Raw genomic sequence first — 21369 nt, 5'->3', positions numbered from 1 at the left:
GTTACCTGATACAGCTTATAAAGCATAGATGTTAGGCTAAAAACCCTGCTATTTTTAGCGTATTTATTTGTGATTCTTTGCTTTATCATTGATATAGTAGATTAATAAAGTAGAAATGCTTAAAAGCTAAACACTTAAAATTCAAAAATGAAGAGGCGGTTATGGATATAACAAAGATCACTCAGCTTGTTGGTATTTTTCAGCCAAAAGGTTGGTTGAAAAATTTAGCAGACAGTAATGTACTCGAAATAGTGAATAACAAGGATGGTTGTGCTGAGGTTGCGTTACGTTTACCTTTTCCTTCTTTAGATTTTGAACATGAACTTGATACCAAATTAACGCCCAAAGTGATGTTAATGAAAGGGGTGGATGCCGTTAAGTGGAACATTCAACTTGATATTGCCACCTTAGCGCGTTGTAACGACGCAGCTGCTATTCCTGGCGTTAAGAATGTGATTGCTGTCGCGTCAGGTAAAGGTGGCGTAGGCAAGTCAACGACAACCGTTAATACAGCGCTGGCATTAGCAAAAATGGGTGCGAAAGTCGGCATCATGGATGCGGATATTTACGGACCATCAATCCCGCTTATGCTCGGTGTGAGCGAGTCTCGTCCAGAAGCGTACGATGGTAATACCATGCAAGCGATTAACGCGCATGGTTTAGCTGTTAACAGTATTGGTTTTATTGCTTTAAATGACCAAGCGATGATTTGGCGTGGGCCAATGGCGAGTAAAGCGTTAATGCAGTTGCTTGGCGAAACACATTGGGGAGAACTCGATTACCTGTTTATCGACATGCCACCAGGCACGGGTGATATCCAATTGACCTTGAGTCAAAACATTCCGGTAACAGGGGCGTTAATTGTATCAACCCCGCAAGATGTTGCACTCGCGGATGCAGCGAAAGGCATCAGCATGTTTAGACAAGTAAAAGTGCCGGTTTTGGGTGTTGTCGAAAATATGAGTACCCATATTTGTAATAATTGTGGTCACGAAGAAGCCATCTTTGGTACTGGCGGTGTGGTTAAAATGGCAGCACGTTTTGATACCGAATGTGTGGCTCAGCTACCGCTACATATTGACTTACGTGCGGATGTTGACGCGGGCATTCCAACGGTTGTTGCACAGCCTGATTCTGTGTTTTCAGCTGTGTATGCGCAACTTGCAAACGACATCGTCAGTAAGATGTTCTTTCAAACGCACACTATATCAACAGAGATCCCAATCAAGCTTACCTAATGTTGCGATTTTTGTTACTAAACCTTGGTGTTTACTAACTTATTGTGGGTATTTCCTAACTTATTATAGGTATTTTTAGGTTTACTCTAGAATGACGGCCTATAAATTTCTATAATAACGGCGTCTTAAGCCCTAACGGATCATTTAATTAATGAATAATACATCTAACTCTTGTGTGATCATCGCAATCGCAGGTGCTTCTGCATCTGGTAAAAGCTTATTTTCTTCAACAATCTATAGCGAACTTGTTGCAGAATTTGGTGAATCTCAAATTGCAGTAATTACTGAAGATTGCTATTACCGTGATCAAAGTCACCTCGAGATGGAAGACCGAGTTAAAACAAATTATGACCATCCACAAGCGATGGACCATAAATTATTGTGCAGTCATTTACAGGGTTTGAGTGACGGCCAAGCAGTAGAAATTCCAACGTACAGCTATACAGAACATACGCGTATGGCTACAACGACTAAATTGACGCCGAAGAAAGTGATCATTTTAGAAGGTATTTTATTACTGACAGATCCAACTATTCGTAACATTATTCACGCAAGTATATTTATGGATACCCCGTTAGACATTTGTTTTGTTCGTCGTTTACAACGTGATGTTGCAGAACGTGGCAGAACAATGGAATCGGTTATTGAACAATACAATGATACGGTACGTCCAATGTTCCTCCAGTTCATTGAACCATCAAAACAATATGCAGATCTTATTGTGCCACGTGGTGGTAAGAACCGTTTTGCGATTGATACATTAAAAGCAAAAATTTGTCAGTTATTAAACGATTAATATATTCGTCAAATAACGATAACAACGCGACAGCATCTATTAAAGAGAGAAAAAATGCGCCTGTGCGATACCGATATTGAAAGATATTTAGATGATGGTCGAATTACTATCGAACCAAAGCCTGATCAAAGTAAAATTAGCGGCGTAAGTGTTGATGTTACCTTAGGCCATGAATTCCGAGTATTCCAAGCACATAATGCGCCTTATATTGATTTGAGTGGCCCTAAAGAAGAAGTGGCGATCCAACTTGATAAAGTCATGAGTGATGAAATTGTTATACCTGACGGTGAAGCATTTATTTTACACCCAGGTGAATTCGCTTTATCGGTGACATTTGAAAAAGTAACGCTACCAGCAGATATCGTTGGTTGGTTAGATGGACGTTCGTCATTAGCGCGTTTGGGTCTGATGGTGCATGTAACTGCGCACCGTATTGATCCAGGCTGGTCTGGTCGTATCGTACTTGAATTTTATAACAGTGGTAAATTACCGTTAGCATTACGTCCTAAAATGACCATTGCAGCGTTAAACTTTGAAACACTGACTGCACCGGCTGCGCGTCCTTACAACCAACGTAAAGATGCCAAGTATAAAAACCAGCATGGTGCTGATTCAAGTCGTATTAACCAAGATGATAACGACAATCAAAGTGCATAGTCATCTCTAAGCATTGTTCTTTAGTGAATGCTTGATATCGTGTTAATGCAAATGCAAATGCAAATGCAAATGCAAATACAAAAATGCCCATCACTGTCATAGTGATGGGCATTTTTTTCATCTTACGTTTTCTATCTAAAAGATAAGGTGTGCTACACCAGTAATGATAGGTAATGTGATGAGGGTACGTAGTATGAAAATAGTAAACAAATCGACGATGTTGACAGGGATTTTACTGCCCAATAATAACGCGCCGACTTCAGACATATAGATAAGTTGTGATACTGATACACCGGCAATAATGAATCGAGTCATATCGCTTTCCATTGATGTAGCAAGAATACTCGGTACAAACATATCGGCAAAACCAACCACTAACGATTCAGATGCAAGCGCAGCTTCTGGAACGTTCATGAATTCAAGGTAATACATGAATGGTTTACCCAGTATCGCGAATATAGGGGTGTATTCAGCAATAAGCAGACCAATCGTACCAATCGCCATGACCACTGGCAGGATACCAAATACCATATGCGTCGCATTTTTTAGGCCTTCGACAAACACTGTGCTGTATGACGTTACTTTTGATGCGCGGTCAACGGCTTGATTAATACCCCATGAGAAAACCGTATGCTCTGTAGGAATTGACTCTAAGTCGTGGTTTTTTGGCGTACCATCAATATAGATATCTTTTTTCCAGCAAAGTGGCGGTAGCTTAGGCACGATGATTGCTGCAACGATACCAGATAAGGTAATCGCCATGTAGTAAGGTAAGAAGTATTGCTCTAGATTAACCTGAGCAATAACCACAAGGCTAAAGGTAATTGATACCGCAGAGAACGTGGTGCCAATAACAGCCGCTTCACGTTGAGTATAAAATTTCTCTTGGTACTGTTTATCCGTTAATAGGATACCAACGCTGCCATCGCCTAACCAAGAGGCAATACAGTCAACCGCTGAACGTCCAGGCAAGTTGAAGATAGGGCGCATGATTTTAGTACATAGCGCACCACACAATTCTAACAAACCAAAGTTAAGTAGCAGTGGGAGTAACAAACCTGCAAAGATAAATACCGCAAACAAGGTTGGTAATAAGTCGTTTAGTACTAGGCCACCGGTGTTTTCATTCCAAATGTATTCTGGACCCACTTGAAAAACAGTTGCGATAGTAAAGGCGCAGCTGATCAGTCTCACGATGAGCCAAAGTGGCGTCGGCATGAATAACTCTTTCAGAAAGGCACGTTCAGTGATAAATGTCGGTTTGATCAGGACGGCCAATGTGGATGCCACAGCCATGAATGTAATGATGGTGGTGATGATGTTGAGTAAGTAACCGTCCAACAGTGCAAGTAAGGCTTTGGCTAATATCGCCACTGGGATCGTCATTTGACCTTCATAGGTCATCGGCGTCATGAATAAAAACAAGCCGATTAACGAAGGTATTAGAAATCGAAGTAGTGACTTATTACCTGTGCTGGTTTGATTTACATTTTGTGGAGACTCTGCACAAACGTTAGTATCTTTCATTAAATTATTCCCTTTTTTATAGCGTGAGAAACAGCATCAAGTGAATGCTTATCTTCATCACTAAATATTCCATATTCAATCTTACCTAAGGTCATAAGCTATCGAATCATCATTAATTTGATGTATTAAATCCTGATATCTTATTTCAGAGTAACTTAAAACGCTGTTGCGACCTCGATTGCTGGGGATAGTAACTGTGAACATACATGTGAGAAACATATTATTAACACCCTGTGCCGAGTGTCATAAAAATAAAATAATTTATAGTACTTTAAGTGCGGGGAGTCACAAAAATAGACTTTTATGGAGGATGTTTGTGTTGGTCGTGGTGTTTTTTTGCAGTTTTATATCTCGTTAAATAATAGATATGCAGTAATTATGATTAATGTTTCGCGTTTCTGTTATATAAGTGAATATTAATTAAATCGTTGGATTCAAATTCCGTTTGTTTTTTAAGCTGATTATTGATTTTACGCTGAATATAATTATTTAGCGTCTATCATTTGATAACAAGATTGTTACTAATTTGTATACGAATGATGTTGTTTGTATCTGAAAGCACGTCTTTATTGTAGAGGTATTATTTACATTTCAATTCCATCTTTCTAAGGTTTGTTGATTAGTTGTTACAGCCGCATAGCTATTAGGGTTGGTATTTTCTGGGTTATCTTCTGCCATTATTGTAATTACATGATATTCTTAGGGTAGATGGTCTAAATTTAGTTCTCAACGCCGTGCCCTTGCTGTTCAAGGCCATTGTTATGAGTAATTGTTAAAAGGTGGTTTCAGGATGAAAAAAGTACTCCTTGGTATAGGTGCATTCATTGCAATTATTATCGTAGTAGGGATTGTTGCAGTTAAATTTTTGGTCAATGAGGAATTGATTAAAGATAATTTGATTGAACAAGCGAAACAATTTACGCAACAAGATGTTGCCATTGAAGGCGATTTGAATCTCACTTTCTATCCCCAAATTGGTTTTGAGCTCGGTAAAATAACCTTATTCAATAAGCATGCATATGCAGACTCAAAACAAATTGACGTAAATAACGTGCAGGTTGCAGTCGAGTTAATGTCATTATTTACTAAGACTATCGTGGTCACTAATGTGGAAGTGGATGGTTTTACTGTCAATATAGAAACACTTGCTGATGGCCGCAATAACATGGACGAATTGTTAGCGACATTAGTACCAGCCGAAAAACCTTTATCAAATGAAGATATTCAAGCGATTAAAGTGACGCCAGAAGGCGAGATCGCGCAAAGTGAATATAAGTTTGTGGTTAAAGGTGTGAATATTAGCAACGCTCAATTATCGTTAAACAATCGTCAAGATGGTACTTATCATAAACTGTCTGACAGTAGCTTAACGGTGGGTGAGTTTGCTTTTGACAAGCCGGTTGATATTAAGCTAGCGGCGAATTATCGCTCTAACGAGTTAACAGCTAAGTTAAATACCAGCCTAACACTGACGGTTGATGAGCTGTTTAATGAAATTAAATTAACCCAGCTTGATAATAAATTAACGTTAACAGGGTCAATGCTACCACGTCCAGAAATGAACATTTCACTGCAAGGAGATGTGACATACGATATTGCTTACAAGACAGTGAAAGTGGCAGGACTTAAATTAGCTGTTGATGAGCTTATTATTACCGGTGATTTGTCTGCAGATGTGTTTGCCAAACCAAGCTTAGAATATAATTTGGCAATGAATACCCTGGTTGTTGATGACTGGTTGCCTAAGACGGACGCGACGAATACAAACGATGCAGTGAAAGGATCGAGTAAAGGCACTGGCAGTGCTAAGAAAGCCGCAGCAAAGCCAGTGGCTGAAGTTGAACCAGACCTGAGTGCGTTATCAAGTGTGGATCAAAAGGGCACATTAACCATTACTAAAATTAAACAAGGCGACTATGTCTTGGATAATATTAAGCTACAAAGTGAGTTAAAAGACGGTGTATTGCAACTCACCAAGTTATCTTCCGATTTATATGAAGGTAAGTTAATGGTAAAAGCGTTATTAGACAGTAACAAAAAACCCGCGACGTTCAACTTGAACAGCACCCTAGAAAAAGTACAGTCAGAGCAATTGGTCACTATCGCCGCCGGTAAGAAAATGTTAACAGGTTTGGTGGATGTAGACGTACGTTTAAGCGGTAAAGGCTTGACGATGACGAAGCTTAAATCTGTGACCAAAGGTACTATTAATACCAGCTTCACCGATGGTGCAGTGTTGGGTATGAACGTCGCTCAAGAAGTGCGTAAAGCGATTGCCATGTTTAGCAGCAAATCAGAGACGACTGCTGATGAAGCTGAACAAACAGACTTTAGTGCAATGGTGGCAAACTTCAAACTGGGTTCGGGTAAGCTTACATCAACGAAAATTGATTTGGCTTCACCTGCAATTAAGGTTGATGGTAAAGGTTATGCAGACTTGATGCGTGAGAAGCTTGATTTTACGTTCAATGGCTCGGTGGCTGAGAATATTGGTGGCCAATCGAGTTCAACAATGGAAGAAGTACGTGACTTACGTTTACCTATTGATGTAAAAGGTAGTTTTGCAGCGCCAAGTATTAAGGTTGATTTTGGTTCGATTACCAAACAACTTGCTGAAAAGGAAAAAGATAAACTAGTGGACAAGTATCTTGGTTCAGATGAGAAAAAAGATGAACTTAAAGGTAAGTTTTTTAAAGAGCTTAATAGACTCTTTTAATATTTAACTGTTCGTTACCATAAAAAAGCCTGTTAGCTAACTTATTAAAAGTAACTAACAGGCTTTTTTTTCATCTATTTTCTACATAATGTTTAATTTCGATACTTAATTTTTATCTACCGTTAGGCACCAATGATTTTCTGACCATAGAGATACAATTGTTGCAGCAATTTCATCTTACGTTCGTCATGGCTGTTTTCAATAGCGAGTGCATCTAATCGTGCAAAATAGCGCGGAGCACTGTCTTCTAATACTGTACGACAATGATTAAGCCATTTTTGTTGCTCAGGCATTGACAGTAAATGTGGGAAGTTACGTGCACGATAGCGGAAGAACAACTCGTTAAAACGCTCATCACTAATTTTCAGCTTCAATCCTGCTAATTGCTCTGGTGCTGTTTCACGTAATATTTCAAAGTTAGCTTTATCACCCGCGCTGAAGAAACCATCGTAGATCATGGCATCGACGTTGTTTGATTTTGGATATTCACGGTCAACTTGATACACACCAACGACATTTTCACGTAACGTTTTACTTTCTTTCAAGCGTTTTAGGTTGGCTAAACAAGCGTTACGATCTATGCCTAAACGTTCTGCATTTTCAGGTAATAAGGTCTTTGCGGGTGCGAGCACTGGGCACTTATTGATATGAATAAGCTTCAGTGGGATCGGGGCTAGATCACCAAGATCTTTTTTCGGTGTATATAAACGCTCACGCAGTTCATCAGCGCTTAGTTCTAATAGCGGCGTAATGTCTTGGGCTAAGTCAGCCACAATTACGGCGTTATTGTTGGTTGGATGCCAAGCCAGTGGCACAACCCAACTGGTAAAGCCACGCGCAGCGCCAAACATACCACTGACATGTACTAAGGGTGTCATGTTGATTATGTCGATCAATGATTCAACTTTACGTTTGTTCCGTAGGTTAAATAAGAAATCAAATAACTTTGGTTGTTTGTCTTTAACCAGTTTTGCCATTGCGATCGTTGCGTATACATCTGATGTTGCATCATGGGCATTCGCGTGTTCGATGCCATTGGCTTTGGTTAGTAGTTCAAGACGCATGCTTGGTAAGCCATCATCATTTTCTGGCCAGACGATACCTTCTGGACGGAGTGCATAACAAGCGCGCATTAAGTCAATAATATCCCAACGCGAGTTACCGTCTTTCCAGGTGTGTGCATATGGGTCGTAGAAGTTACGATAGAAGATGTTACGTGTTACTTCATCATCAAAACGGATGTTGTTATAACCAATGATACAGGTGTCTCTCTGGCTAAACTGGGCTTCAATTCGTTGACTGAACTGCGCTTCATTCATGCCTTCTGCTTGCGTTTTTTGTGGCGTAATACCGGTGATCATGGCAGCTTCTGGCGAAGGCAGGTAATCATCTGATTGACGGCAATAAAACATGTCTGGTTCGCCGATCACGTTAAAATCCATATCAGTGCGAATACCAGCAAATTGAGAAGGGCGATCAAGCGATGGGCTTAACCCAAAAGTTTCATAATCGTGCCAGTAAAAAGTGGGTTGTTCACTTACGTTATTAGTTGTTGTTTTTTGTAAGTCTTCTTTCATCTTAAACCTTGTTTTAATTGGTTTTAATTGTAAATTGTTAAGTTTTATGTTTATTTTTGTTTTTTCTTGTTATGCTTTGTTAGGGATATTTCTTGCATCACAGATTGCATCATATTAACACTTACTTTGCATCACGGCGGCCTATGAGTATTACTAATACTGAATTACGCAAAATCAAAGCTCCATATACAGGGAAGCCTGAAATAACAGATACAAACGGGTTAACAGTTCGTATTACTAAAAAAGCTGTTATAACGTTTAATTTTCGTTTCCAATGGTTTGGAAAGCCGCAACGGATGTCCATTGGACGATATCCTGAGGTTATGTTAAGTGAAGCTAGAGCGCAAGTTATAAAGCTAAGAAGGGCCGTTTTTGATGGTGATGACCCTCGATATTTGGGTGAAGTTTACACTGAACAATCTCTGTTTGGTAATATTGCCAAAGAGTATTTATCGTTAAGAGTTGATAAAGATTTAAGCCCAAAATCACAAACACTTTATCATTCAACATATAATAAATACATCAAACCGATGGCAACAATTAATGTTGAAACATTTAGTTATAGGCAGTGGATTTCTTATTTCGATAAAATTAACCATGATACAAGCCCTGCAAATGCCGGAAGTATTTTAAAAAGATTTAAGACACTTATCAGATGGGCCAAATCGAGAGGAAGAATCAGTAAGTGTTCGCTTCTTGATATACCAACCTCTGCGGTAGGATGTGCCCAAGGTCAAAGAGAACGGGTTTTGGAATGGCATGAATGCGCTCATTTTTGGCGTGAAGTTGAGATGAGTCGAACTACACTGGCAACGAAAACCTGCATCAAATTATTAATGCTAACATTTGCTCGAAACAGTGAGATTAGAGAAGCATCAGTGTGTGAATTTGATTTAGAGCGAAGAATTTGGATTCTACCAGCAAATAGATCAAAAACTAAGAAACCTGTTAGACGGGCGCTATCAGATCAAGTGATAAGCTTAATTAAATCATTAGATCCTATTTATGGAAAATCAAGAGCGTTATTGATTCCAGGACAGAAAAAAGATAAGCCTCTTTCTGCACATGCACTTAATCGCTTTGTACAAAGATTGAATGATAAAATGAACGTTGAACAATTTGTACCACATGACTTCAGAAGGACGGGTGCAACACGTTTAAGTGAAAACGGAGTAATGCCACACGTCATAGAAAAAATGCTTGGACACGAACTCGGAGGCATTCTCGCTATATATAATAAGCACGACTGGATTGATGAGCAATTAGTTGCTTATACTCTATTTTCAAAGATATTAAATGATAAGTTGCAGCAAGATTAAATTGTAAGGTATTGAGCAGTGTTGATATCGGCGACTACTCAATAACTTAGGCTGAAATTCACATCATTTTTCGACTATCTATGAATTTCAATACATCACTAAGTTTGTATTTTGCTGCGCCATTTCCGTATAGGCGGATCGGAGCGGCAATATCATGAAAATTTGAGTGAGGTATTAACTTTTGACTGATATAACCTCTGTTGACTCCTAGTATTTTGGCAATTTCATTAATATTGATTAGACGATCAGTATGTTGTTCGAGTGTTGTTTTGTTCATTTTTGACACCTTTTGATGTTCTTATTTTTGTGTATCATCGCATGAAAAAATGAGAATGCAATGTTTTTATTTATGTATATCAATGATTTATAATTTGTCAACCAACTCGTTCATCGAAATAAATGATGTACAATCAAATAGTTATATTTTATGAAATACTCATAATTTATTTGTAGTTTATTATGGTTGATATTGCAGATAAGACTTTCTTTGTCGACCGTCCTTAACAGGACGAAGTAAACCAGTTGTTTGTACCAACTAATTAACCTGGTGTTAATTCGCGAAGCGGACCAAGAAAATTAAGCTTTGATTTTGTAGGATCTAGTTACCGAATTGTAATCATTATTTGCCTCAATCTAATTTACATCCGAGACTTACTCACAGTACTTGAGTCATGTTTATCGTATCGATATAGCATGAGTATTACCTGTCCTTGAAGGCTCGTGTAAGGCGTAGAGCAACTTAAAAACCGATCTATCCAGAACATAATGGAACAGTGCTTGGTTGTACTGCGACAGTTACTGATTTTACCTTTGATTATTCCCGTAATGAACTCTCTGATAGTCCATTTAGAAGATCAACTCTCCCATAAACAAAAAGATTCAATCTATTTAGGCTATGAGGTCTATTACTTCTATAGCTTTACTATATAAAACAGTTGGTTGAGTTTATCAATTGTTATATGTAAAAGTATAGAAAGGTTAAAACTCAACCATATAAATAACTATAAATAAGTACCTATATAGGCGTATAGTCTGAACTTATCATAAAACAAGTTATTACTCACTTTTTAAGCCAACTATTAACTAAGTATTTTAAGTTTAAGGTATTGTTAACTATGTATTTTAAAATATAGTGAAATTATAATGGATTCGTTTTCTCGAGATCTCAAGGTCAATATTCAGGCTGGCGCACCAATTATTCAAATTATTAGCCACGATACATTACGTCTTCAAGCAGAGGTTATTGAGGCCGGTGAATCTGATGGTATAAATCGCCAAGTTTATTTTTGGAATCGAACTGAAGGATTACGCTGTTATCAGGATGGTTCAATAGATGACACAATATCCTCAGTAGATGCAGTGTTAGATTGGTTTTTATCTATATATAATAATGATGATTTTTCAGATTCAAATATGGAACCTGAAAACAGTATTTTACTGTTAGACGATATACGTCATGAGCTTGAAGGTGATAACCCAGATTTATTCAGTAAACTTCGCCTGTATGCAATAAAAAAAGGTAGTGGTGAGAATCTTGATCGTACGTTAATGCTTTCTCAACCCGTGCCTAATTTACCTATTGAGCTAGAGAAAGATACCCATATTCTACACTTGCCTTTACCTGATAGAGCTACACTAAAAACGCTCTTAAATGCAACTAAAGAACATTATGACATCCTGGATCGAAACTTTGATGAAAGTAGTCGCCTAATTGATGCAGCACTTGGGCTATCAAGTTCAGAGGCACAATTAGCATTTGCTAAGGCCGCTGTTACTCGATCTCGATTGACAGAATCCGAGGTTGATATTGTTGTTGCTGAGAAAGAACAAGTAATTAAAAAATCAGGCTTACTTGAATACTTTCACCCTAAAGTCGGACTTGATGACTTGGGTGGTCTGAAAAATTTAAAGGAATGGCTTGACCGTCGAAAACACGCATACACAGACGATGCTCGTGAGTTTGGGTTGGAATATCCTAAAGGGATTATGATGTTAGGTTTACCTGGCACAGGTAAAAGTCTTGCTGCTAAAGCAGTATCAAGTAATTGGCAATTACCCTTATTACGTTTGGATATGGGTAAGGTCTTTGGTGGTATTGTTGGCCAATCAGAAGAAAATATCCGTAATGCCTTACAGCTAGCCGAAACAATTTCACCTTGTATTTTATGGATAGATGAGATTGAAAAAGGTTTATCTGGACTACAGGGTTCTGGCGGTAGTGATGGCGGAACAACTGCACGTGTTTTAGGGACATTTTTAACTTGGATGCAAGAAAAAACTAGCCCTGTATTTGTTTTAGCTACAGCGAACCATATTGAAATGCTACCACCTGAATTACTACGCAAAGGACGTGTAGACGAGATATTCTTTGTCGATTTACCTGTACTTGAAGAACGAGTTGAGATTTTAACTATTCATCTCAAGAAGAGGAATAATCGACATGAGATGTTCACCGAAGACGAACTTCTAGAACTCGCTAAATTGAGTCAAGGATTTACAGGTGCTGAATTAGAGGAAGCCGTTAAAGAAGCTCTATTTATGGCATTCAGTGATTCGAAAGATATTGATGCCATTTTTATAAAAAAAGCAATTGAATCAACCTCCCCATTATCAGTCACTATGCATGAAACGATTAAAGACACTCGAAACTGGATAAATGGTCGTGCTGTACCAGCAAGTAATGCAAAACCTGAGCCTCTCAATTCAAATACTGACAATAAGCAGCCAAAGCTAAAACAAGAAAGTAAAAATCCATTTATCAAGTCTCAAGGATAAGGTAATGACCAATCCTTATATTACTGCGCTAAACGACCAGGTTTATAACGGTGCACAAGGTGCTAAAGCGATTGATGATTCATTCGAACCTTTTCGCCGTTATTTAGATAATGCTCAACGAGCATTGGAAAAAAAAGAAGTAAGCTGTGAATGGCAAAAACTTCCATCTCCCAATGCAGTGTTATCATGTAAACAGTCTGTATTTGAAATAAAGCCCCATACGTTAGTTGAATTTGACCTGATGGATGAAGGTTGGTTTGAGATAATAGAAGATTTATATGAAGAAGCTCCATTGTCTGATGATTTTGATCCAGATCTTAATGAATCAATCAGTATTGGTCGTGGTAAATCTAGAACAAAAATAACCTTAGACAATGATGACTTTAAACAAGAATCACAACGGTATTATATAAAGCTAGGCAACTGTGAAGAGTCGACAATTTCATGGACAGGCTACTCGTTAAAAATTCAGCCCTTATCTACTTCATTACCTTCACAGCTTGAATTATTACAACAAGGCCAAACTTATCAAGCAAAGAAAGTAGATAATGCAAGATACCGTTTAAACGGACTACCGGATGCAAACAAAACTATTTTGTTCGGCGATAAAAAACTAACCTTTAAAATTGTGTCTGATTTTAACTACCCAGACAATGTAATTCATATCGATGGTTGCAGCTATGTTGTCGCAGATAAAAAACCTAATATTGCTAATGCAGATATCGATAACATGACGAAAAACTGGCTTGCACAGATATCCCTCGCCAACTTATTAGATGAAAACAACAACACGCTACCCAATGAATGGTCTTTGGGTTTGCATGAAGGCAAAGTGACCTTAGATACACTTGACGATACTTGCCCTAAAACCTTGCGACATGAACAATTAATCAACTTAGAAATACAATGTAAACAAAATACCAGTGACGTTAATTGGATCCAACTCGTAAGCCTCGATCACGGCGATGACACAGGCACGAGTCAAGATCCCTTAGAGTACTTTTTTGAAGATCAAATAGATATTCTTGATCAGAATGAGAAAGCACATGCTAAAGCAGGCTATCGCATTTTAAAATCACGCCCTGAAGAGCGACAAATCCTGCTTTGCCGTAAGAATGATGGCAAAAGACAAGCTGTTTTACCGAAGAGCAAACAGTTAAAAGTAAAAGTTAATACGCAAGCACTTTGGCGCCAGAAAGAAGCGATCACTAGCTTAAAGCTATCGCCGGCAATAGATCAAAAGCCATTGCTAGATTTATTGAAAAATAGAAGACAACAACGATGGCCTGAATTTATACCTGTGAACTCCGATACATTGGAATGGTCGGTCCTTACTAATACCAAGTTTGATGGTTGTGATAAACAAAGGGAGTTTGTAACAAAAGCTCTTGCTACGCCAGATTTTGCCATTTTAGATGGACCTCCAGGTACAGGTAAAACAACAACAATCCTAGAATTAATTATCCAATTAGTACGTCAGGGAAAGCGTGTATTACTTACCGCTTCAACCCATGCTGCTATCAATAATGTATTAGAACGCGTCGATGAAAATCATTTAGACAATGAAATATTTCCACTTCGGATTGGTGACGAAAATAGAGCGGTGGGTGTTGAGCATTATCAATATGATAATTTAGCAGATACATTTTCGAGTTCATTAAGCGGTAATGATCATGATCAACTACTGGTTGATTCGTCAAACCTTGTCTGTGGAACAACAATGGGTATTTTACGTTTATTTAATAACAAAAATTTATCCTTTGATACAGGTGAGTCGCCATTTGATGTGATGGTTATTGATGAGTGCAGTAAAACTACATTTGCTGAATTTCTTGTACCTGCACGTTATGCTAAACGCTGGATTTTAGTTGGTGATGTGAAACAGTTATCACCGTTTACAGATCGCGAACAGATCACGGCTAATTTAAAACAGTTAGTTTTAAAGCATAAAAGTCGCGATAGAAAAGAAGAGTTACTCACCGCTGAAACTCAACGCGCCTGTTTTCTCTTAAGTGAATTAAGATCGTTAAGTCAAAATAACAATGGTCCTCGAGAATGGGGCTACCATGACAAAATTATAGTGCCAGTAACAACACTAGAACTTGCTGCACTCGAAGCTGAAATATTAGCGCGGTCCACAAATAAAAGCGTACAAACAACCTTTGAATCAGTGTGCCTTATAGGTGTTAAAACTGCCTGTCAGGGGGTTAATGGCTTAACACAAAAGCAATTACAAATTAAACCATGGTTACTCTATGAGTTCAATTTACTCTTTTGTGAAGAAAAATTATTACTATCCGCTCAAAATTCGATGCCTGCGGATAGCGTCATTTTAGATCCCAAATGGGGCTTGTCCAGTCATGGGTTTCGTCACAAAGCAAGGTGGGATGGGGCTCATCACTTTACGATAAAAAATGGCAACCCAGAATCCAATGCCACAAATATAAATAGCCAATGGCTAAGGTATAATAAAGAAACTAATTGGTCAGAAGAAGTTGTTTGGCGTTTAGAACGTGAATATTGGTTACGCTTTTTAAAAGTCGGTGCAGGGAAAAATGGCCAAAATAAAGCGCAAGGTATTCGCAAGCAACTAGACCAGCTATTTCCTCAATCACTTAATGCTACAGGGCGAATTTATGGTATTAGAAATATGGCCTTTCCTTCTGTATTAGAAGCACTTTCAGGTTCTGGCACATTAAAACAAAAAAATGATGCCGAAAATACCTTAAATATTGGCTTTAATCATAATGAAAAGCAATGCCGACATACAACGTTAACCTATCAGCATCGCATGCACCCTGATATATCACAATATCCCCGAAAGCAATTCTATTCAGATGATAATAGCCAAATATCTCTATTAGATGGTCGTCAAACAAAAAACGCAAGAGAGTGGCAATACAATCGATACGATAAACATGCGGTGTGGTTGGATGTAAATGGCAATACACATGGCAATGCCAATGAGCAAGAAGCCAAAGTAATTATCAATGAGCTATCTGCATTTTGTGATTGGGCATCTCAGCAAGATAAAAAATACAGCGTCGGTGTTTTAACCTTCTACAAAAAACAAGAAAAATGCTTACGAGATAAATTACAGGCTTTAACCGGCGACAAGCGTTCTTTCGCAAGATTTAATTTTAAGAATGTCGAAATAAAACTGAGTACTGTTGATTTTTTTCAAGGACAAGAAGCCGACCTTACCTTCCTCTCGATGGTTAATACATGTCGTGATGGCTTTTTAGACAGTCCAAATCGTTTAAATGTCGCTATTACACGGGCTCGTTTTCAATTAGTTGTTGTCGGTCAACATGCTTATTACCGAAATAACTCTAGATCAAATGAATTAAACGTATTGGCACAAGCATTGCCAATACGAAAAAGCAAAGGGTAACCATGCAAATCACATTACAACGCCAAGTTAAAGCTGTTTGCCACCAAGTACTCGCAACAGTCAATGTAGAACAAGAAAGACCGGATCTTCAGCGTATTCTTAAGCAAGTTGAAGATGATATTGGTCGTTTACCTCCTCGACTCATCGATTATCTTGAAAAGGAAAAATTGACGAAAAATAATAGCTTAACAATGTTAGGCGGAGAAGTTATTGATAGTGGGAAACATTCTGCTACAGAGCGAGGCCTTTACCAAATCTGGTATTTACAAGATGACGCATATCTTACGCAAGAACCTCTTTTGATGCAGAGGGTTGTAGCGTCAAGTACACGTAAAGGGGGTTATCAACAGCGTAATCAGTTTTATGAGTGGGCGGAAACAGAAAAAATAGGTAGAGAAAGCAAGTTCCATTGTGAGTTTGAGACTGTTCTTTTTAATGACGGTACAAAGGTACAAAAAAATAATATCAGTAACTTATGTGTTGAAGTATTAAATACAGGTATTAAAAATAAACAACAAGATATAACACTGACACTTACTTATAGCCTAGATAAAGGTACATTTCAGGTTGATTTTAAATTAACAGGCAATCTGCCAACTAAAATTAATGAACGTGAGCAACTTGTTGAGATAAATAATGCCTATTCGGATGAACATAATGATGACTTTATGTCGAGTATTATCGAAAGTATTGGTATGCAGTGGGAGGATTCCTCATTAAAAGCACTGTGTAACACACCTAAAAGTCATGATGCTTTATCTTCATTTATTATGAGTAAACAAAACTTATCTGCAATTGATACATGCTTTGGTTATTTTGATTCAGGTGAAATTAAACTTTTACCAATCAAGCCAAAGGATGTTGTTACCGCTAAAGAATGGCAAATACAATCGTTAAATCGGTTGTTTAAATCAGGTTACCTCTCGGTACCTCAGGCTAATTACAGCCAACAAATATGGCTTGCTCACCTGGCGGTTAAGGATTATAAATTACCATTATTGCAAGGTGATGAGCTACTGCATGCGTTAGACCGACAGCAAAATCCAATGAGCTATTGGCATGCATCAACAGCAAACTTTCTTATCCCTACGAATACAAAAACGCCATTACCAAGTGTGACGTTTAAACAAGGTCAAGTATTGAATATAAATGATTTGCTTAGAACATTAGTGTTAAGTGAACCGATCAAACATATCATTTATTCTGACCGTTATTATAAATCAGCACTGCATGCTCGAAATATGCATGAAATAGTCCGAATTAGCGGCGCAAAATCAGGCGTGATTTATAGTTGCGAACCCAATGCTAAAATACCTGAAGATTGGTCGCTTGAAGTAATGCAAAATAAGAAGGATAACCATGATCGCTATTGGATCATTGAAACCATGAATCGTACGATTATATGGAAGGTTACAACAAGTCTAGATTTTATTGATTTTTCCCATAAAACGCCAAAAATACAATCGCCTACAACATTTGTACAACTTGAACAAAGTGATCTTCCTGATTATTTACAACAAGCATTGTCAACGAATATCGCTAAGGAAGCTATCGCATGATCACCTCATATGACGCAGAATTCACTATTAATTACGGTGAAGAGCATTTAAATAATATTTTTGTATATCAAGATAATAAATCCGGCTTAGGTGAAAACTTTGATGATGATGGATTTCATATTTGTACTGAATTCAGTTGGGTTGAATACCTAAATAGTCTTGAAATAGACAAAAGTTTACTGTTATCTACCAGTAAAATAACAAGTGATGATGCGATTAGATGTTTACAAAAACTAGCTGATGACAACATTCAAATATTCTTATTATTAGATAATGATGAAGTCAATCGCAACGCTATTGAAGTTTTATCTGGGCGTTGTTGTATTCGAATCGGCGTGGCTCAGCAAGGGTCATTGATAATAGCAGACCATCAACAAGATGAATTTAAACAAGGCGTTATCTTTTCTAGTGATGTAGTTGATAATGTGAATTTATCTTATCATATAGATTTAGAAGAAAATCAAGTCGATGATTATTATCGTTTGTTCTGTTATTTGTTCTGGACTAAATCGACAAGTGAATATTTAATTCAAGGCAAAAAGCAATCTTGTTCAAACGGTGACTCACCAGTCAACTATATTGATTTACCACATCAACACGTATTATCAGAGAGCTTATTTAATCACCTTAATACTGCAATAACTTATCAGAGCTCAGTGATAAGTAATGGACTCTTATTAGAACAACTATCACAAAATAAAACTGCTACAAATGTCTTGATGACATTAGCGCAGGCAGCAAAGCAGCCATTATTAAATTTAATTAACGCGACTGACCATATTCAATTATTTGAAACAAAAGCATTACCTCAGGTCATTTTATCAAAAGATGAAGCTTGGTTATTGCCAACAACAAGTGATGTCAATAGCGTTAATTGGGCGCTCAAGTTAACCAATAACCAACGCTGTTCTGTTGAAAATTATCAAAATGAGTTATTCAATACTGGCTATTGGGATCTGAATAAACAAATTAAGCTTAAAGACATTTCATCAACAGTGCGATTTGTTGACAAAATTGATCATGAGATTAATTACGAAAATGAAATGCATGTTTCACTCAACAATACCGAATGTAAAAGCTTCACTGATTTTGAGGATAAATCAGCGCTTAAGATTGCTGATGAACTTAACCTCACCAAGTTCAATGACGAAAACTTAGCCAAGAATATCCATTACTCAATGACAATAAGCCCCCCTTATCTAACAAATAATGCCAAAGAAGACCCTTTACATCAACATTGGCGAGATCTACAGCAGCACTGGGTTGATGAAGTTGAGCTTTTAGATCGTAAGCAAACTCAAATAGAAAAAAGTAAAGATACAGTCAGCGACAATGTAAAACGTTTTATGAATAACTTCTTAACAGGTCAATTAAATAAGAAACGAACTCAAACTAGAGAGTTAGATAAATTGAAAACGATTAATTTATCTAACCTTTCGTTACATGAAAGAACCAAAGCTGAAGAAGACATTAATGAACTTATTTTATCACTCTCATCATCAATGGATAAGGTTGCAGAAGCAACTGATATTGCAGAACAAGAATTAAAGTGGGATAGAGAAAATTCAAGACTTACGCAAATCTTAAATGCAGCAATAAAAAATAGCTCTCAAGTTATAAACGAACTAGAACAATTTAAATTAAAATCTGTTGATGAGACGAAAGAAAACAATATCGCACTATCAGATAACTGGCAGCATTGGTTAGTCAAATTCTGCAAGACAGACTTTGTAGATAACGTTGCTGAGTATCCTATAACGAAGATTAATGAATTTAGAGCTGAAAACACCAACAACCTGAAGGAATATCTCCGTGTACACCTTAATGACATGCCTAATGAACAATTAATTATGGGATGGAATACGTTAATTAATACTTATAAACAAAATCCGCACCTAGAAAAAGAGTTACCTCAAACAGCGGATGATATTCGAGTATGGTTAAATTTCCATGCAAAAAGTGCGACCAAAAAATTGAAACAAACAATCAAAAATCTAATCGATGCTGACGTAAAAAATAACAAGCAAGTACTTTCCGAAGAAACAAAGCGCGTTGAATCTGCAACCGTTGCTTTTAAAAAAATGTTCTCCGAATATGAGCAAAAAGAGAATGGGTTAAATAGGGGACATAAATCACTGACGAATAAAGTGGAACAATTAAAAAACAAAAAAAATAAAGCTTCATCTGACTTAAACGTACATAGCACCAATAAGAACATTAAAGTTAAAAATAAAGATTCGGTTCTTGCAAAGTTATTTGGTAAGAATTCAAATAACATCAATAAGTCATTTGTTTTGAATTGGCCTAAAGAAGAATTACCTGATGTTGGTAATTTGTATACATTCCAAAAAAATCGCTACCTTGCGATACGCTACAAAACTGATATTGAATTAGCAAAACAAGAGGCAACGAGATTGCACGCTAACCTCGTTGTAGAAAGGAATAGTAAATAATGGCTGAGCAGAAAATTACTTTAATTATTGATGAGGATGGCGCTATAAGTGCTAAAACTCAAGGGTTTGCTGGTAACACTTGTCTGGATGCATTAGATGAAATAATGGATGTTCAACCTGTGACCAGCATTCGAACGACAGATGAGTTTAATCAAAATGTAGTACGTAATGTAGCTAAAAAAGTAACGCAGGGACGGTCATAAATGAGTGTCGTAATCAAAACTTTAACACCGTTTACTGAGTGCGATGTACTTATTGAAGCACTGACGTCGTTAAATGTATCAACAACAGTAAATGGCGTAAACATTATAACTGATCGACATGATTATCAAGGTCAGCAATGCTTTGTTTGGAATGGTGATACTTATTTGTTTCGACATGATTCAGATGAACTAAATGGACGCATTGTAAATAATGCTATACATAGACAGTACACCCCAACGAGACAGTTTTTATCTAAGTTGGAGATTGCGTACAAGACTGCTTATCAGCTACATTTAGCTCGTTTAGCTGAAGCGGAAAGACTGCGCTTAGAGCAAGAACGTCTTGCCCGTGTTGAAGCCGTTAGAGTGAACGCAATTGCGAAAGCAAAAGCCCAGGGCTATCGAGTTAAAGAACAGAAGAAAAACGGTAAAATACAGCTCGTTTTAACAAGAACCATTTAGTCATGTTTGGTACTTGTTTTAACTTAGCTAATATTGAACCATCAAGCAACATTTACGGTCCTGGAAACAGATTTGTGATTTGGCTGCAAGGATGTACGCTTGCATGTAAAGGTTGCTGGAATACAGCTATGTGGCCCCACAAAGAGAATGAATTGATTGAGCGGCAGAAGTTGTTCAATCAAATAATGGATGCACCAGGTATCGTTGGTGTGACTTTTCTCGGTGGTGAGCCGCTACAGCAAGCCGAAAACCTTCTTTGGTTAATGAAACAGCTATCAGAGGAGGGGCTTGATATCATGCTTTATACTGGTTATGAATTTGCTGAAATACAGTTGTGTAGCAATAAACAAGGTATCTTTAATTTTGTAGACATTTTAATTTCAGGTCGTTACCAACATTCTTTACGTAATACCAACCTATTATGGCGAGGGTCTGAAAATCAAAAAGTTAACTTTTTAACAGCTAAATATAATGAAACAACAGTCTCTGAATGCAATCAAGTTGAAATTTATATCGGAGAATTCGGTGAACTTTCTATATTAGGGTATCCAGAGCAGGAGCTAATAAATGCACTGAGTAAACCTGGCTATTAAAGAGGGCTGGTGATAGTTCGCGAAGCGGACCAAAAAAAGAGTTGGTGTGTGGTGTGTAATTGTGTAGCTAAAATGGTTGAGTAGTAATCTTTTAAAATGC

The 21369-nt window shown here is 37.5% G+C and carries 16 protein-coding genes; 12 read left to right on the top strand and 4 right to left on the bottom strand.

All coding sequences use genetic code 11. The annotated features are described in order from the left end of the window. The first annotated feature begins 161 nt into the window (after positions 1 to 161). From apbC to dcd, 3 genes are all read left to right on the top strand, one after another. Complete coding sequence (gene apbC, locus A923_RS0109290) at positions 162 to 1238, top strand: iron-sulfur cluster carrier protein ApbC (RefSeq protein ID WP_017221397.1); 1077 nt, start codon at positions 162 to 164, stop codon at positions 1236 to 1238. Between the two features lie 151 nt (positions 1239 to 1389). Continuing rightward, positions 1390 to 2034 carry a uridine kinase gene (udk, locus tag A923_RS0109285; protein ID WP_017221396.1) on the top strand — a complete coding sequence of 215 codons (645 nt, stop codon included), beginning with the start codon at positions 1390 to 1392 and terminating at the stop codon, positions 2032 to 2034. A gap of 54 nt (positions 2035 to 2088) precedes the next feature. Beyond that, entirely contained in the window at positions 2089 to 2691 is a 603-nt protein-coding gene (gene dcd, locus A923_RS0109280) for a dCTP deaminase (RefSeq protein ID WP_017221395.1), read from the top strand. Here the strand turns inward: dcd and A923_RS22990 are convergent. Together A923_RS22990 and A923_RS0109270 are read right to left on the bottom strand one after the other, a co-directional pair. Beyond that, the gene (locus A923_RS22990) at positions 2657 to 2812 is read right to left on the bottom strand and encodes a hypothetical protein (protein WP_157532808.1); all 156 of its coding nucleotides are present in this window, start codon (positions 2810 to 2812) and stop codon (positions 2657 to 2659) included. The two genes, dcd and A923_RS22990, sit on opposite strands and share 35 nt — an antisense overlap. Positions 2813 to 2826: 14 nt before the next feature. After that, positions 2827 to 4218 carry a YjiH family protein gene (locus tag A923_RS0109270; RefSeq protein WP_017221394.1) on the bottom strand — a complete coding sequence of 464 codons (1392 nt, stop codon included), beginning with the start codon at positions 4216 to 4218 and terminating at the stop codon, positions 2827 to 2829. A gap of 790 nt (positions 4219 to 5008) precedes the next feature. On the opposite strand from A923_RS0109270, the gene A923_RS0109265 reads away from it, so the two are divergent. Beyond that, a complete protein-coding gene (locus A923_RS0109265; RefSeq protein WP_017221392.1) occupies positions 5009 to 6934 on the top strand; it encodes an AsmA family protein in 1926 nt (641 codons plus the stop codon). Positions 6935 to 7056: 122 nt separating this feature from the next. Here the strand turns inward: A923_RS0109265 and sbcB are convergent, their stop codons facing one another. Next, positions 7057 to 8511, bottom strand: coding sequence for an exodeoxyribonuclease I (sbcB, locus tag A923_RS0109260; RefSeq protein ID WP_017221391.1), 1455 nt, complete (start codon positions 8509 to 8511; stop codon positions 7057 to 7059). 143 nt (positions 8512 to 8654) lie between these two features. Here sbcB and A923_RS0109255 point away from each other — a divergent pair, with 143 nt between their 5' ends. Beyond that, positions 8655 to 9830 carry a tyrosine-type recombinase/integrase gene (locus A923_RS0109255; RefSeq protein ID WP_017221390.1) on the top strand — a complete coding sequence of 392 codons (1176 nt, stop codon included), beginning with the start codon at positions 8655 to 8657 and terminating at the stop codon, positions 9828 to 9830. 58 nt (positions 9831 to 9888) lie between these two features. Here A923_RS0109255 and A923_RS0109250 read toward each other — a convergent pair whose 3' ends face one another. Continuing rightward, positions 9889 to 10107 (bottom strand): helix-turn-helix transcriptional regulator, encoded by a 219-nt coding sequence (locus A923_RS0109250; protein WP_017221389.1) that lies wholly within the window; start codon positions 10105 to 10107, stop codon positions 9889 to 9891. A gap of 866 nt (positions 10108 to 10973) precedes the next feature. Here A923_RS0109250 and A923_RS0109245 point away from each other — a divergent pair. Genes A923_RS0109245 through A923_RS0109215 form a run of 7 tightly spaced genes read left to right on the top strand, consistent with a single transcriptional unit; the run spans position 10974 to position 21269 of the window. Continuing rightward, positions 10974 to 12605, top strand: coding sequence for an AAA family ATPase (locus tag A923_RS0109245; protein ID WP_017221388.1), 1632 nt, complete (start codon positions 10974 to 10976; stop codon positions 12603 to 12605). A 4-nt stretch (positions 12606 to 12609) separates the two neighbouring features. Further along, positions 12610 to 15999 carry an AAA domain-containing protein gene (locus A923_RS0109240; protein WP_017221387.1) on the top strand — a complete coding sequence of 1130 codons (3390 nt, stop codon included), beginning with the start codon at positions 12610 to 12612 and terminating at the stop codon, positions 15997 to 15999. Between the two features lie 2 nt (positions 16000 to 16001). Beyond that, positions 16002 to 17558 (top strand): hypothetical protein, encoded by a 1557-nt coding sequence (locus A923_RS0109235; RefSeq protein WP_017221386.1) that lies wholly within the window; start codon positions 16002 to 16004, stop codon positions 17556 to 17558. Continuing rightward, on the top strand, positions 17555 to 20011 hold the full coding sequence (locus tag A923_RS0109230) for a hypothetical protein (protein WP_017221385.1): 2457 nt from the start codon (positions 17555 to 17557) through the stop codon (positions 20009 to 20011). The genes A923_RS0109235 and A923_RS0109230 overlap by 4 nt, the downstream gene beginning before the upstream one ends. Next, positions 20011 to 20214 (top strand): DUF2997 domain-containing protein, encoded by a 204-nt coding sequence (locus tag A923_RS0109225; RefSeq protein ID WP_017221384.1) that lies wholly within the window; start codon positions 20011 to 20013, stop codon positions 20212 to 20214. The genes A923_RS0109230 and A923_RS0109225 overlap by 1 nt, the downstream gene beginning before the upstream one ends. Beyond that, positions 20215 to 20676, top strand: coding sequence for a hypothetical protein (locus tag A923_RS0109220; RefSeq protein WP_017221383.1), 462 nt, complete (start codon positions 20215 to 20217; stop codon positions 20674 to 20676). It abuts the gene before it with no gap. 2 nt (positions 20677 to 20678) lie between these two features. Then, positions 20679 to 21269, top strand: coding sequence for a 4Fe-4S single cluster domain-containing protein (locus A923_RS0109215; protein WP_017221382.1), 591 nt, complete (start codon positions 20679 to 20681; stop codon positions 21267 to 21269). Positions 21270 to 21369: the final 100 nt, after the last annotated feature.

It is taken from the genome of Moritella dasanensis ArB 0140, from assembly GCF_000276805.1.
Taxonomy (GTDB): domain Bacteria; phylum Pseudomonadota; class Gammaproteobacteria; order Enterobacterales; family Moritellaceae; genus Moritella; species Moritella dasanensis.
Note: the sequence above shows the minus strand (reverse complement) of the source record. Positions and strands in the feature narration are given on the sequence as shown.